The sequence below is a fragment of the Phenylobacterium conjunctum genome (assembly GCF_042679085.1).
Classification (GTDB): domain Bacteria; phylum Pseudomonadota; class Alphaproteobacteria; order Caulobacterales; family Caulobacteraceae; genus Phenylobacterium; species Phenylobacterium conjunctum.
Genome location: NZ_JBHTLQ010000006.1, coordinates 110,760 through 123,067 on the forward strand (window position 1 = coordinate 110,760; position 12,308 = coordinate 123,067).

General features: G+C 68.7%; 11 protein-coding genes. 7 read left to right on the forward strand and 4 right to left on the reverse strand.

The genetic code is table 11. The features are described from left to right. Positions 1-34: 34 nt before the first annotated feature. Positions 35-814 (forward strand): MmyB family transcriptional regulator, encoded by a 780-nt coding sequence (locus ACFQ27_RS04355; RefSeq protein WP_377352745.1) that lies wholly within the window; start codon positions 35-37, stop codon positions 812-814. Here the strand turns inward: ACFQ27_RS04355 and ACFQ27_RS04360 are convergent. Continuing rightward, positions 811-2,469 (reverse strand): lytic transglycosylase domain-containing protein, encoded by a 1,659-nt coding sequence (locus ACFQ27_RS04360; protein WP_377352746.1) that lies wholly within the window; start codon positions 2,467-2,469, stop codon positions 811-813. The two genes, ACFQ27_RS04355 and ACFQ27_RS04360, sit on opposite strands and share 4 nt — an antisense overlap. Before the next feature lie 281 nt (positions 2,470-2,750). Further along, positions 2,751-3,566, reverse strand: coding sequence for a uracil-DNA glycosylase (locus tag ACFQ27_RS04365; protein WP_377352747.1), 816 nt, complete (start codon positions 3,564-3,566; stop codon positions 2,751-2,753). A 140-nt stretch (positions 3,567-3,706) separates the two neighbouring features. Between ACFQ27_RS04365 and ACFQ27_RS04370 the strand changes: the two genes are divergently transcribed. Genes ACFQ27_RS04370 through ACFQ27_RS04380 form a run of 3 tightly spaced genes read left to right on the forward strand, consistent with a single transcriptional unit; the run spans position 3,707 to position 8,074 of the window. Beyond that, positions 3,707-5,380 (forward strand): electron transfer flavoprotein-ubiquinone oxidoreductase, encoded by a 1,674-nt coding sequence (locus tag ACFQ27_RS04370; protein ID WP_377352748.1) that lies wholly within the window; start codon positions 3,707-3,709, stop codon positions 5,378-5,380. A 60-nt stretch (positions 5,381-5,440) separates the two neighbouring features. Beyond that, a complete protein-coding gene (locus tag ACFQ27_RS04375) occupies positions 5,441-7,189 on the forward strand; it encodes a tetratricopeptide repeat protein (RefSeq protein ID WP_377352749.1) in 1,749 nt (582 codons plus the stop codon). Between the two features lie 12 nt (positions 7,190-7,201). After that, positions 7,202-8,074: a 4-(cytidine 5'-diphospho)-2-C-methyl-D-erythritol kinase gene (locus ACFQ27_RS04380; protein ID WP_377352750.1), complete on the forward strand. Its 873-nt coding sequence runs from the start codon at positions 7,202-7,204 to the stop codon at positions 8,072-8,074. A gap of 63 nt (positions 8,075-8,137) precedes the next feature. On the opposite strand, the gene ACFQ27_RS04385 is transcribed toward ACFQ27_RS04380, so the two are convergent. Beyond that, entirely contained in the window at positions 8,138-9,577 is a 1,440-nt protein-coding gene (locus ACFQ27_RS04385; RefSeq protein WP_377352751.1) for an ammonium transporter, read from the reverse strand. A 39-nt stretch (positions 9,578-9,616) separates the two neighbouring features. After that, complete coding sequence (locus ACFQ27_RS04390; protein WP_215339866.1) at positions 9,617-9,955, reverse strand: P-II family nitrogen regulator; 339 nt, start codon at positions 9,953-9,955, stop codon at positions 9,617-9,619. 371 nt (positions 9,956-10,326) lie between these two features. Here ACFQ27_RS04390 and ACFQ27_RS04395 point away from each other — a divergent pair, with 371 nt between their 5' ends. The 3 genes from ACFQ27_RS04395 to ACFQ27_RS04405 all read left to right on the forward strand — a co-directional run bounded on the left by ACFQ27_RS04395 (position 10,327) and on the right by ACFQ27_RS04405 (position 12,306). Continuing rightward, positions 10,327-10,881 carry a fasciclin domain-containing protein gene (locus tag ACFQ27_RS04395; protein ID WP_377352752.1) on the forward strand — a complete coding sequence of 185 codons (555 nt, stop codon included), beginning with the start codon at positions 10,327-10,329 and terminating at the stop codon, positions 10,879-10,881. Between the two features lie 51 nt (positions 10,882-10,932). Then, on the forward strand, positions 10,933-11,304 hold the full coding sequence (locus ACFQ27_RS04400; RefSeq protein ID WP_377352753.1) for a hypothetical protein: 372 nt from the start codon (positions 10,933-10,935) through the stop codon (positions 11,302-11,304). A 99-nt stretch (positions 11,305-11,403) separates the two neighbouring features. Further along, positions 11,404-12,306: a glycine--tRNA ligase subunit alpha gene (locus ACFQ27_RS04405; protein WP_374346432.1), complete on the forward strand. Its 903-nt coding sequence runs from the start codon at positions 11,404-11,406 to the stop codon at positions 12,304-12,306. The last annotated feature ends 2 nt before the right edge of the window (positions 12,307-12,308 follow it).

Here is a 12,308-nt window from a genome sequence, read left to right on the forward strand (position 1 = left end):
GGCGCGGGCTCCCTCCGCCGCCTAGGGTCAGGGCATGAGCACAGCCAGGACCGCCGAGGGTGTCGGCGCGCGACTTCGGGAATGGCGTCAGCGTCGGCGCCTGAGCCAGCTGGACCTTGCGCTGGATGCGCAGGTCTCGACCCGCCACCTGTCCTTCGTCGAGACCGGACGGGCGGCGCCCAGCCGCGAGATGGTGCTGCGGCTGACCGAGCGATTGGAGGTCCCGTTGCGGGACCGGAACGCGCTGCTGCTGGCGGCGGGGTTCGCACCGGTGTTTCCCGAGCGCGACTTTACGGATCCCGGCCTGTCCGACCTCAGGCGGACAGTACAGGCGGTCCTCGACGCCCACATGCCGCACCCAGCCCTGGCCATCGATCGCGGCTGGACCCTGCTGGCGGCCAATGCCGGGGTGGCGCCCCTGCTGGCCGGGGCGGCGGCGCACCTGCTGGAGGGGGAGGTCAACGTCCTGCGCCTGTCCCTGCATCCTGAAGGTCTCGCGCCTCGGATCGCCAACCTGGCTGAATGGCGAGGGCATGTGCTGTCGCGGCTGCGACGCCAGGTGGCGGACAGCGGCGACGCAGGCCTGTCCGAGCTGATCCAGGAATTGGCCGCCTATCCCGGCGGCGAGCGGCATGCGCGAGCGGAGGATGGTCTCATCGCGCCGCTGCTGCGGCTCAGGACGGACGGCGGATGGCTGTCGTTCCTGAGCGCCACCATGACCTTCGGCTCGCCCCTGGACGTGCTGGTCTCGGAGCTGGCGATTGAGGTGTTCCTGCCGGCCGACGCCGCCACCGCCAAGGTGCTGGCGGGCTAGCCCTTGCGGGACTTCTTCTTCGCCGGCTTGGCCGGGGCCTCGGCGACCGGCGGGGGCTCGGCGTCCCAGCGGATGTCCACATAGCGCTGGCCGGTGGCGATGGCGTCGAGGGTGACACTCTCCTGGCCGAACTTCTTGCGGTAGTTCCAGTAGGCCGCCATGACCTTCTCGACGTAGTTGCGGGTCTCGAGGGCGGGCATGCACTCGATCACCATCAGGCTCTCGTCGTCCTCGCCCAGCATCTGGGCGGTCTTCTGCAGGGTGGCGGGGCCGCCGTTGTAGGCCGCGACGGTGCGCAGGATGTCGTAGCCGACCCCCTGATTCATCAGCCACGACAGATAGTCCTGGCCGACCTTCAGATTGTAGCTGGGGTCAAACAGGGGGCTCATGTCGTCGCGCAGGTTCGCGTTGCCGGTGGCGTGGGCGGCGGCGTCGGGCATCAGCTGCATCAGGCCCACGGCGCCGGCCGGAGAGACCACCGCGGGGTTGAAGCGACTTTCCTGGCGCACGATGGCGTAGACCAGGGCCTTGTTGACCTTGAAGCCTTCGCGCGGCTTCAGGGACGGGATCGGATAGTCGGCGTCGGCGCGGCGGCGATAGGTCGGGCCGCCCACCTTCATGTCATCGGCCAGGCCGGCGTTGATCAGGGCCGCGAGGCGGGCCCAGCGGTCCCGCTCCTGGCTGGTCGTCGCCAGGGCCATGCCGGCGCGGAGCTCGTCTGCGGACTCGGTCACCCGGCCGATCTGGGCCAGGGCGGCGGCCCGATGGGCGCGCGGATCGTCCTGCATGAACCGGGTCAGGTCGGCGGAGGGACCGGTGAAGGAGGCCTTGACCAGCCCGACCGCGCGGCCGCTCGGCACGGAGGCCTCAACCATGGGGATCGGATCGCCAAGGCCGGCAAGCTCGACCTGACGGGCCGCGATCATGCCGTAGAAGGTCTGGGAGGCGCCGGCGGCCTTGCGCATATGCCAGCCGGCGGCGTCATCGTCGCCCTGGGCGGCGGCGGCCCGGCCGGCCCAATAGGCGGCCCCGGCCCGGATCCAGAGGTCCTCTGACTGGTCGTCAGCCAGGGTCGCCAGGGCGACTTCGGCCTGGTCGAAGCGGCGCAGGCGGTAGCCCGCCATGCCCATGATCCAGCGATCTCCGATGGCCTTGGCCAGGTCGAAGGCCCGCTTGTAGTCGCCGGAATAGAAGGCCTGGCGCGCGAGACGGGCGTTGTCGAGATCGAAGGGGCCGCCGGAGCCGGGCGAAACCAGCTCCACCTGCGACCAGGGCACGCCGGCCAGGCGGGCGGGTTCGGCAGGCGCAGCCTCCAGCGGCTTGCGCTTTGCGGCCAGGGTGGCGATGCGCTCGGCCATGGGCAGGTCGGCGTTGCGCGACAGCCAGCCGGACAGCTCGTCGAAGTTCGACTTGTGCGCCGTCGGGTGCATGAGCTGGCGGTAGTTCAGATAGCCGCTCAGGGTCGGGTCAGTGATCTCGACGCTGCGCATGGTGGCGTCGATGAAGTCGCCGCGGTCCACGGCCTCGAAGGCGGCCGCGTAGAGCTGGGCGTCGGCGGGAGTCAGGACCTGAGGCGGCGCGGCCAGGGCGGCGCCCGAAATCGTCGTGCAGACAACGGCCAAGGCCGCGATCCGCATGCGCCAGGTCTTCAACATGCCCCTTCCACGCCCGCCGCTTCTGCGGTTCGGGGCGTGGCCCTCATTTCCGACAACAGCGGAGGCTAATGTCTTGTTTGAGTTAATGGAACCCGAATTCTCGTGAGGCGGGGGGAGATATAGATCAATTCCCCTGGGGCGGGCAGGGCTCCCAACTGTCATCCCGGGCGCAGCGAAGCGGAGACCCGGGACCCATAGACACTGATCCTTCCGGACTGTCCCGCGCATCTGGGTCCCGGACAAGCGCTGCCCGCATTCCGGGATGACAGCCTTGAAAGCCGCTATTCCCCGCGCTGCGGCCGGTCCAGGCGTTCAGTCAGGGTCAGGAGGTCGGACCAGGCCTTCTTCTTCGCCGCCGGCTGACGCAGCAGGAAGGCGGGGTGGAGGGTCGGCAGGGCCGGGAGCTCCAGCGCCCCATCAGCGGAGCGCCATTCGAACCAGCGGCCGCGCAAGGACAGAATGCCTTCCTCCTTCTTCAACAGCGACTTGGTGGAAGGTCCTCCGACCAGCAGCAACATCTTCGGCCGGACAAGCTGTATGGCGCGCTCCAGGAAGGGCGCGCAGACCGCCTGTTCCGCTGGAGTTGGCGTGCGGTTGCCGGGCGGCCGCCAGAAGACCGTATTGGTGATGAACACCCGGTCGGTAAGGCCAGCCGCGGCCAGCATGCGGTCGAGCAATTGGCCGGCGCGGCCGACGAAGGGCTCGCCGCGGGCGTCTTCTTCCGCCCCAGGGCCTTCGCCGATCACCACCAGGGGCGCGTCCGACGCGCCGCGGGCGAACACCGCTTGGCGTGCGGCGCCTTCAAACTTTAGCGGGCAGCCGTCGAAGCTGGAGATCGCGGCTTTCAGGGCCTCCAGGTCCTGGCAGGCGGCGGCGAGCGCCTGGGCCTGGGCGATGGCGGAGGAGACATCCGGCCCGGCGTTGGCCGGCGCCCGCTGGGGCGCGACGGCCAGGGGCTTCTTCTCGACCGGCTTGGGCGCGACGAACTTTCCGGCCTCGATCCTGTCGATGGGGGCGTCCAGCAGCATGGCGTCAACACCCGCCTCGGCCCAGAAGGCGAGCAGGCTTTCGACGGCGGCGGCGCTCTGCGGTGTCATAAACGGGGTTCCGAAATCGTCCTGCGGCGGAGTTCGCCCTTGACCGCACTCGCACAAGCTAACGATAAGCGGGCCAAGGGATCAACGCCGCTTCACATGCGCCACCCGGCGCAAGGAAGCCAACGGGAGCTTGAGGGGATATGAGCGAAGTCGTCGAACGCGAAGCGATGGAATACGACGTCGTCATCGTGGGCGCCGGGCCCTCGGGCCTGTCGGCCGCCATCCGCCTGAAACAACTGGCCGAAGCCGCCGGGACCGAAATCTCCGTCGCTGTGCTGGAAAAGGGCTCCGAAGTGGGCGCCCACATCCTGTCCGGCGCGGTGATCGACCCGAAGGGCATTTCCGAGCTGCTGCCGAACTGGAAGGAACTGGGCGTTCCGCTGGAGACCGCGGTCACCCGCGACAAGTTCCTGATGCTGGGCCCGCAGGGCGAGCTGGACATCAGCTGGGCGCCGTTCCCCAAGTGGATGCTGAACCACGGCAACTACATCGCCAGCCTGGGCAATGTCTGCCGCTGGCTCGGCCAGCACGCCGAGGCCCTTGGCGTCGAGATCTATCCCGGCATGGCCGCCTCCGAGGTCGTCTATAACGAGGACGGCTCGGTGAAGGGCGTCGTGGCCGGCGTGTTCGGCATCGGCAAGGACGGCGAGCCCACCGGCGACTACCAGCCGGGCATCGAGCTGCACGCCAAGTACACCTTCATCGGCGAAGGCGTGCGCGGGTCCCTGTCCAAGCAACTCCAAGCCAAGTTCAACCTGCAGGACGGCAAGGACGCGCAGAAGTTCGGCATCGGGATCAAGGAGCTGTGGCAGGTTCCTGACGCGAACTTCGAGTCCGGCCTGACCCAGCACACCTTCGGCTGGCCCCTGGACAACCAGACCGGCGGCGGCAGCTTCATGTACCACTTCGGGGATAACTACGTGGCCATCGGCTTCGTGGTGCACCTGAATTACAAGAACCCCTTCATCTCGCCCTTCGACGAGTTCCAGCGCTTCAAGCAACACCCGTCGATCCGCCCCTACCTGGAAGGCGGCAAGCGTATCGCCTATGGCGCCCGCGCCATCACCGAGGGCGGCTACCAGTCGCTGCCGCAGCTGTACTTCCCGGGCGGCGTGCTGCTGGGCTGCTCGGCGGGCATGGTCAACGTGCCGCGCATCAAGGGCAGCCATAACGCCGTGAAGTCGGGCATGCTGGCCGCCGAGGCCGCCTTCGAAGCCATCCAGGGCGGGCGCAGCGGCGATGAGCTGACGTCGTACGAAGAGGCCTACAACGGCTCCTGGATCGCCAAGGAGCTGAAGGCCGTCCGCAACTTCAAGCCGCTGTGGTCGAAGTTCGGCACCGTGCCAGGCCTGGTCCTGGGCGGCATCGACGCGATCATGGCCAACTGGTTCGGCGGCTGGTCGCCGTGGGGCACGCTGAAGCACGGCAAGACCGACGCCGCCTCCACGGGCCTGGCCAAGGACTACAAGCCGATCGTCTATCCGAAGCCCGACGGCGTGATCAGCTTCGACAAGCTGTCCTCTGTGTTCCTGTCCTCGACCAACCACGACGAGAACCAGCCGGCGCACCTGAAGCTGAAGGATCCGTCGGTTCCGATCGAGGTGAACCTGCCCAAGTATGGCGAGCCGGCGCGGCTGTTCTGCCCCGCGGGCGTCTACGAGGTGCTTTACGACGAGCAGGGCCAGAACCCGAAGTTCCAGATCAACTTCCAGAACTGCGTCCACTGCAAGACCTGCGACATCAAAGATCCGTCGCAGAACATCAACTGGACCACGCCGCAGGGCGGCGACGGCCCGAACTATCCCAACATGTAAGCGGCCAAACGGGAATTCCGTCCTGGAAAAGGCGGAATTCCCGGCCAAGGCTGGGACGTTATGGCGGTCGTGCTTGCGGCCCGCCTGGAAACCGCAGAGATTCCGTCCATGCGCCGCTCCGCCCTGCCGCTCGCCGGCCTCGCCATCCCGCTGGTCCTACTCGCCGCCTGCGCCTCGCCCAGCGACCAGGCGTTCGAGGAGCTGAACCCTGGCCCCAGCTCGCCCTACGGCCTGTTCCTGGCCGGGCAGGGGGCGCTGAACGATGGGCGCAGCCAGCAGGCCTCGGCCTACTTCGACCAGGCGGCCGCCGGGGACGCCGACGACGAGGGCATGCTTTCCGAGCGGGCCTTCACCGCGGCCCTCCTGTCTGGCGATATTCCCCGCGCCGCGGCCATGGCGCCCAGCGGCCCCAATGCGTCTGACGCCACCAAGCGCCTGGGCCGGCTGACCCAGGCCGTCGAGGCCATGGCGTCCGGCAAGCCCAAGCTTGCCCCGCCGCTTCTGAAGCCTGAGAGCGTCGGCTACCTGCATCGGCAGGTCGGCGCCCTGATGTCGCCCTGGGCGGCGGCGATGGCTGGGGACCAGGAGGGGGCGCTGGTCCGGCCGACCATCCGCAACGACAAGGTCGTTGAGTTCTTCGGTCTCCTGGGCCAGGCGGCGCTCTATGAACGGGCGCGCCGCTACGATGAGGCGGAGACGGACTACAAGACCCTGACCGGGATCGATGACCCGGGCGACATGCCGGTGCTGGCCTATGGCGGCTTCCTGGAGCGCCGGGGCCGGCGCGCCGACGCCATCGCCATCTATGACAAAGGCTTGGCCAGCGCGCCCCAGAACCAGGCGCTGCTGACCGCGCGCGCCCGGGCCGCCGCCAGCAAGGCGGCGCCTGCGGCCGTCGCCCTCAAGGAAGGGGCGGCCGCCGCCCTGATCGCCCCGGCCGCCAGCATGATGGCCGCCCGGCAGAACCAGAACAGCCTGGCCTATCTGCGGCTCGCCCTGCGCCTGGATCCCCAGCGCAATGAAGCCTGGCTGATGGTCGGCGACATGATGCAGGCCGCCGGCGACCTCGAGGCGGCCCGCGCCGCCTATGCCCGCCCGAAGGCCGGCTCGCCGGAATATGACGCCGCCCAGGCCAAGTTGGCCTGGAGCTATCAGTCGGCCGGTGACGGCGAGACCGCGCTGAACCTGGCCCGCCAGGCGGCGGCGCGGGGCGGCACGGACGCCCAGGTGACCCTGGCCGACCTGCTGCGGGCCAATGAGAAGTTCGGTGAGTCCGCCGAGGTGCTCAGCCGGGTGATGGGGCCGCAGCCGGACTGGCGCCTGCTCTACGCCCGCGGGGTGGCCTATGATCAGGCCGGCGACTGGACCAAGGGCGAGGCTGACCTGCAGGCGGCCCTGAAGCTGCGGCCGGATGATCCGGAACTCTTGAACTATCTCGGTTATTCCTGGATCGACCGGGGGCAGCGCCTGGACGAAGCCCTGGGCATGGTCCAGCGGGCGGTGGGTGAGAACCCGCGCTCCGGCGCCATGGTCGACAGCCTGGGCTGGGCCTATTACCGGCTGGGCGACTACAAGAAGGCCGTCGAGACCCTTGAGAGCGCCGTGGAATTGTCGGCCGGCGAGCCGGACATCAATGATCACCTGGGCGACGCCTATTGGCGGGTCGGGCGGCGCGACGAGGCGTTGTTCCAGTGGAAGCGTGTCCTGACCCTGGATCCCGATCCGAAGCTGAAGGCCGCGGTGGAGGCCAAGGTGGCGGCCGGCGGCCTGCCGCCCGCGCCGCCGCCGGCCCAGGTCGCCAAGCAGTAGGGCGGGGCGTCCATGACCGCCGAGACCCTCGCCCCGGCCAAGATCAACCTGTTCCTGCACGTCGGCGCGCCCGCGCCTGATGGCTACCATCCGCTGTGCAGCCTGATGGTGTTCGCCGATATCGGCGACCGGGTGGGCGTGACCGAGGCGCCGGGTTTCCGGCTGGGCGGACCTTATGGACCGGCCCTGGAGGGCGAGGGGGACAACCTCGTTCTGCGCGCCGCCCGCGCCCTGGCAGGGCGGCTGGGCGGTCGCGAGGTTCCTGGGCTGATCCTCGACAAGCGTTTGCCGGTGGCCGCGGGCCTGGGCGGCGGCTCCAGCGACGCTGGCGCGGCCTTGCGGCTGCTGCGCGAAGCCTGGGCGCCGGACCTGTCTGACAGAGACCTCGAAGCGGTGGCGGCCAGCCTTGGCGCTGACGGCGCGGCCTGCCTCTGGGGCCGGCCTGTGCTGGCTGAGGGGCGGGGAGAGCGGCTGTCGGCGGCGCCGGGCCTGCCGGTGATGGATGCGGTGCTGGTCAATCCGGGCGTCGCGGTCTCAACGCCTGCGGTCTATCGCGCTTTCGACGCTGCGGGGCGGTTCTCCGCCGTGACGCCGCCGCCGATGCCGGAAGCCTTCGAGAGCGTGGAGGAACTGGCCGGCTGGCTGGCCCAGACCCGCAATGACCTGGAGCCGCCGGCCCTGGCCCTGGCGCCCCAGGTCGCCGACGTGCTGGAAGTCCTGGCGGGCGAGCCCGAGACCCTGTTCGCGCGCATGTCGGGATCGGGCGCGACCTGCTTCGCCCTGTGCGCCGGAGACTATGAGGCCGAGACCCTAGCCGAGCGCCTGGAGGCGATGCGGCCGGACTGGTGGGTCGAACGGTGCCGCCTGGGCGGACCCTGGGCCTGATCTCCCAAATGAAAACGGGGGCCCCGAAGGACCCCCGCTCCCAACTCTCCAGTCTCACTTGGACTATTCGTGCAGGGCTTCGCCGTGCAGCGCGATGTCCAGGCCCTCCACTTCGGCTTCTTCGGAAACCCGAAGGCCGGTGGTGAACTTGCAGATCACCAGGATCACCAGGGTGGCGATGGCGGTCCAGGCCATGGTGATCACCACGCCCTTGGCTTGGGTCACGATGCTGTGGCCCTCGCCCAGGGAGTTGATCGACGGGTCGGCCAGGACACCGGTGAGCAGGGCCCCGGCGATGCCGCCGATGCCGTGCACGCCGAAGGCGTCGAGGCTGTCGTCGTACTTGAAGATCTTCTTCAGCCACACCGCGCCGACGTAGCAGACCGCGCCAGCGACGACGCCGATGATCAGCGCGCCTTGCGGGTTCACGAAGCCGGCGGCCGGGGTGATGGCGACCAGGCCGGCGACGGCGCCGGAGGCCAGGCCCAGCATGCCGGGCTTCTTGCGCTCGACCCACTCGACAACCATCCAGGCCAGGGCCGCAGCGGCGGTGGCGACTTGGGTGTTCAGCATGGCGGCGGCGGCGATGCCGTCAGCAGCCCATTCCGAACCGGCGTTGAAGCCGAACCAGCCCACCCACAGCAGCGAGGCGCCGATCATGGTGTAGACGAGGTTGGAAGGAGCCATGTTCTCCGAGCCGTAGCCCTTACGCTTGCCCATGAAGAGGGCGCACATCAGGCCCGCGACGCCGGCGTTGATGTGGACCACGGTGCCGCCCGCGAAGTCGAGGACGCCCATCTTGGACAGGAAGCCGCCGCCCCACACCCAGTGACAGACCGGGGCGTAGACGAAGATCGACCACAGGGTCATGAACAGCAGCATGCCCGAGAACTTCATACGCTCGGCGAAGGCGCCGGCGATCAGGGCCGGGGTGATGATCGCGAAGGTCATCTGGTAGACGATCCACAGCATCTCCGGCAGGCCCTTGGCCGCCGAGAACGCCGTCTCGGTGGTCACGCCGTTCAGGAAGAACACGTGGAAGCTGCCGATGTAGGCGTTCAGCGCTTCGTTCTCGTTGACGCCGAAGGCCAGGCTGTAGGTGAAGGCCATCCAGATCACCGTCACCAGGCAGGTGATGGCGAAGGACTGGGTCACCGTGGCGATGATGTTCTTGCGACGCACCATGCCGCCGTAGAACAGGGCCAAGCCCGGAATGGTCATCAGCAGGACCAGGGCGGTGGAGGTGAGGATCCACGCGGCGCCGGCCGAGTCGAGTTCGAGCTTGGCCTGGTGCGGCAGCAGGGCCGGACCCGCGGCTTCTTCGGTCGCGGCGGGCGCGGCCTCAGGCGCCGGAGCGGCCTCGGCAGGGGCCGGAGCCTCGGCCGCGGGCGCGGCGGCGGCCGGCGGGGCCTCCTGGGCTAGGGCCGGAGCAGCCAGCGGCGCTCCCAGCATGGCGGCAGCGAAGGCGAGCCCCGCAAACCTCTTAAGTGCGAATGATTTCATGTGATTATCCCCTTGTCCCGATGTGTCCGCTGCGCCGCGTCAGAGCGCGGCCGTGCCGGACTCGCCGGTCCGAATGCGCACGGCGTCCTCGACGTTGAGGACGAAGATCTTGCCGTCCCCGATCTTGCCCGTGGCGGCGGCGGCCTTGACCGCTTCGACCGCCTTGGCCGCGGCGCTGTCGTCGACAACCGCCTCGAGCTTCACCTTCGGCACGAAGTTCACCTGGTACTCAGCGCCCCGGTAGATCTCCGTCTGGCCCTTCTGACGGCCGTAGCCCTTCACTTCCGAGACCGTCAGGCCTTCGACGCCGGCGGCGACAAGCGCTTCGCGCACGTCGTCCAGCTTGAAGGGTTTGACGATCGCCATGATCAATTTCATCCGCTCGCTCCCACGCGGCTCTGATGTGTCCGCGCCCGTGAATTTTCCCGTCCGCCATCGGAAGGAGGCCCCCGACAACACGGCGACGCTAGCGAGGGCCGGCCCGGGAAGCCGCGTGCGGTAAGGAATGATCAAGGAAAAGACGGCAGGCGCCTAAGAACGCGCCATAACCGCCCTTCGCCGCCCTCGAAATGTGCAGATTGCCCCTCCGGGGGGCGGGGCGTGGCGCCCAAACCCGTGGCGCCGTCATCAGGGCGCCCAAGTTTCGGGATCAAGTGTCCCTAGGCGACCCTGAACGGGCGCGGCGTCATTGACAGGGGCGCCGGGCCTGGCGCACGGCCTCGTCCGCATCTCCCCTTGCGAGGATTTTTATGTACCTGACCCGTTCCCTGATCGCCGGCGCCGCCCTGGCCCTGACCGCCGGCGCCGCGTTTGCTCAAGTTCCCGCCGCCGCGCCCGCGCCCGCCGCCGCGCCGGCCCCGGTGGTCGCCGCCTGCGATGCGGTCGACACCCTGAAGGCCTCGGGTCAGTTCACGATCTTCCTCAAGGCGACCGACGCCACCAATCTCACGGCCTTCATCAAGGCCAACAAGGCCGAGACCATCTTCGCGCCCACCGACGCCGCCTTCGCCGCCCTGCCGGCCGGCGAGCTTGACCGCATCATGGCCCAGCCGGCCCGCGCGGAACTGCAGAAGCTGCTGATCTACCACATGATCAACGCCAAGGTTCCGAGCTCGGAATTCAAGGGCGCCGTGCGCCAGGCCCCGACCATGGCCGGCCTGCCGGTGGAACTCGACGGCGGCGAAACGCTTAAAGTCAACGACGCCGCCATCGTTCAGCCCGATGTGCTCGTCTCGAACGGCGTCATCCACGTGATCGACAAGGTGCTGTCGCCGGCCAAGGCGCCCGCGCCCGCCGCCAACTAGCTGGAGCCCGCAGGTTTTCGTCTTCGGGCTCCGCCAATAGGAGCAACGAAGATGAAAACCCGGCTTTTCCTCACCGCCGCTGTGATGTCGGTCCTGGCCTGCGCCGCCCACGCCCAGACCGCGACCGACCCGCAAAGCCAGCCCAGCGCCGCGCCCGCGCCGAACGTGGCGGGTCCTGGCCAGCCCGGCATGCCCGCGCATGACGCCCAAGGCGATGCTGTGATGGGCGGCGCTGTGGCGAACCCGCCGATGGATCCGGCCATGGGCGCGCCGTCCGCGATGGGGGCGGGGGCGGACGTCGCCGCCACGGTGACCACGACCACCGTCACCAACGGTCCCATCGCCGATACGCCGGAGAACCGGGCCAAGTACGGCCAGCCGATGTCGCGGGCCGGGAAGGCCTCGAAGGCGCGCGGCAACTAAGCCTCAGCCCGCGCCCGCGCGGCGTCAGGGATGCTTGAGTCGGAGGTCGGCGGGCCCTATGGTCCGCCGACTTTTTTTGCGCCCGCGAACAAACACCTCATGTCTTCCGAAAAGCCGCTCTCGTTTCAGGGCCTTATCCTGAAACTTCATGACTATTGGAGCCGTCAGGGCTGCGTGATTCTGCAGCCGCATGACGTTGAGGTGGGCGCGGGTACGCTCCACCCGGCGACGGTGCTGCGCGCCCTGGGCCCGAAGCCCTGGCGGGCGGCCTACGTCCAGCCCTCGCGCCGTCCGGGCGACGGCCGCTATGGCGAGAACCCGAACCGGCTGCAGCACTATTACCAGTACCAGGTGATCCTGAAGCCGAACCCGGAGAACCTTCAGGAGCTCTATCTGGGCTCGCTGGACGCCATCGGCCTGGACACCCGCCTGCACGACATCCGCTTCGTCGAGGATGACTGGGAGAACCCGACCGTGGGCGCCTGGGGCCTGGGCTGGGAAGTCTGGTGCGACGGGATGGAAGTCACCCAGTACACCTATTTCCAGCAGGTCGGCGGCCTGGACGTCTCGCCGGTGGCCGGCGAGCTGACCTACGGGCTTGAGCGCCTGGCCATGTACATCCAAGGCGTGAACCACTTCACCGAGCTGGCCTTCAATGATCCGGACGGCCCGGCCCCGATGACCTATGGCGAGGTGTTCCTGGAGAACGAGCGCCAGCAGTCGGAAGCCAACTTCCACCTCTATGATGTCGACACCTTGAAGCGTCAGTTCGAGGACATGGAGCGCCAGGCGCCGGAGATCCTCAAGGGCAGGGGGCCGCAGGGCCAGATCACCGTGCTGCCCGCCTATGATCTGGTGCTGAAGGCCAGCCACCTGTTCAACCTGATGGACGCCCGCGGCGCGATCGCCGTGGCCGAACGCCAGAGCTATATCGGCCGCATCCGCGACCTGACCAAGATGTGCGCCGAAGCCTGGGTCGCGAACGAAGGCGGGAACGCTTAAGT

Excerpts from the sequence above, each read along its gene's own strand:
- ACFQ27_RS04355 (WP_377352745.1), top strand. The coding sequence starts at position 35 with ATGAGCACAGCCAGGACCGCCGAGGGTGTCGGCGCGCGACTTCGGGAA.
- ACFQ27_RS04360 (WP_377352746.1), bottom strand. The coding sequence starts at position 2,469 with ATGTTGAAGACCTGGCGCATGCGGATCGCGGCCTTGGCCGTTGTCTGC.
- ACFQ27_RS04365 (WP_377352747.1), bottom strand. The coding sequence starts at position 3,566 with ATGACACCGCAGAGCGCCGCCGCCGTCGAAAGCCTGCTCGCCTTCTGG.
- ACFQ27_RS04370 (WP_377352748.1), top strand. The coding sequence starts at position 3,707 with ATGAGCGAAGTCGTCGAACGCGAAGCGATGGAATACGACGTCGTCATC.
- ACFQ27_RS04375 (WP_377352749.1), top strand. The coding sequence starts at position 5,441 with ATGGCGGTCGTGCTTGCGGCCCGCCTGGAAACCGCAGAGATTCCGTCC.
- ACFQ27_RS04380 (WP_377352750.1), top strand. The coding sequence starts at position 7,202 with ATGACCGCCGAGACCCTCGCCCCGGCCAAGATCAACCTGTTCCTGCAC.
- ACFQ27_RS04385 (WP_377352751.1), bottom strand. The coding sequence starts at position 9,577 with ATGAAATCATTCGCACTTAAGAGGTTTGCGGGGCTCGCCTTCGCTGCC.
- ACFQ27_RS04390 (WP_215339866.1), bottom strand. The coding sequence starts at position 9,955 with ATGAAATTGATCATGGCGATCGTCAAACCCTTCAAGCTGGACGACGTG.
- ACFQ27_RS04395 (WP_377352752.1), top strand. The coding sequence starts at position 10,327 with ATGTACCTGACCCGTTCCCTGATCGCCGGCGCCGCCCTGGCCCTGACC.
- ACFQ27_RS04400 (WP_377352753.1), top strand. The coding sequence starts at position 10,933 with ATGAAAACCCGGCTTTTCCTCACCGCCGCTGTGATGTCGGTCCTGGCC.
- ACFQ27_RS04405 (WP_374346432.1), top strand. The coding sequence starts at position 11,404 with ATGTCTTCCGAAAAGCCGCTCTCGTTTCAGGGCCTTATCCTGAAACTT.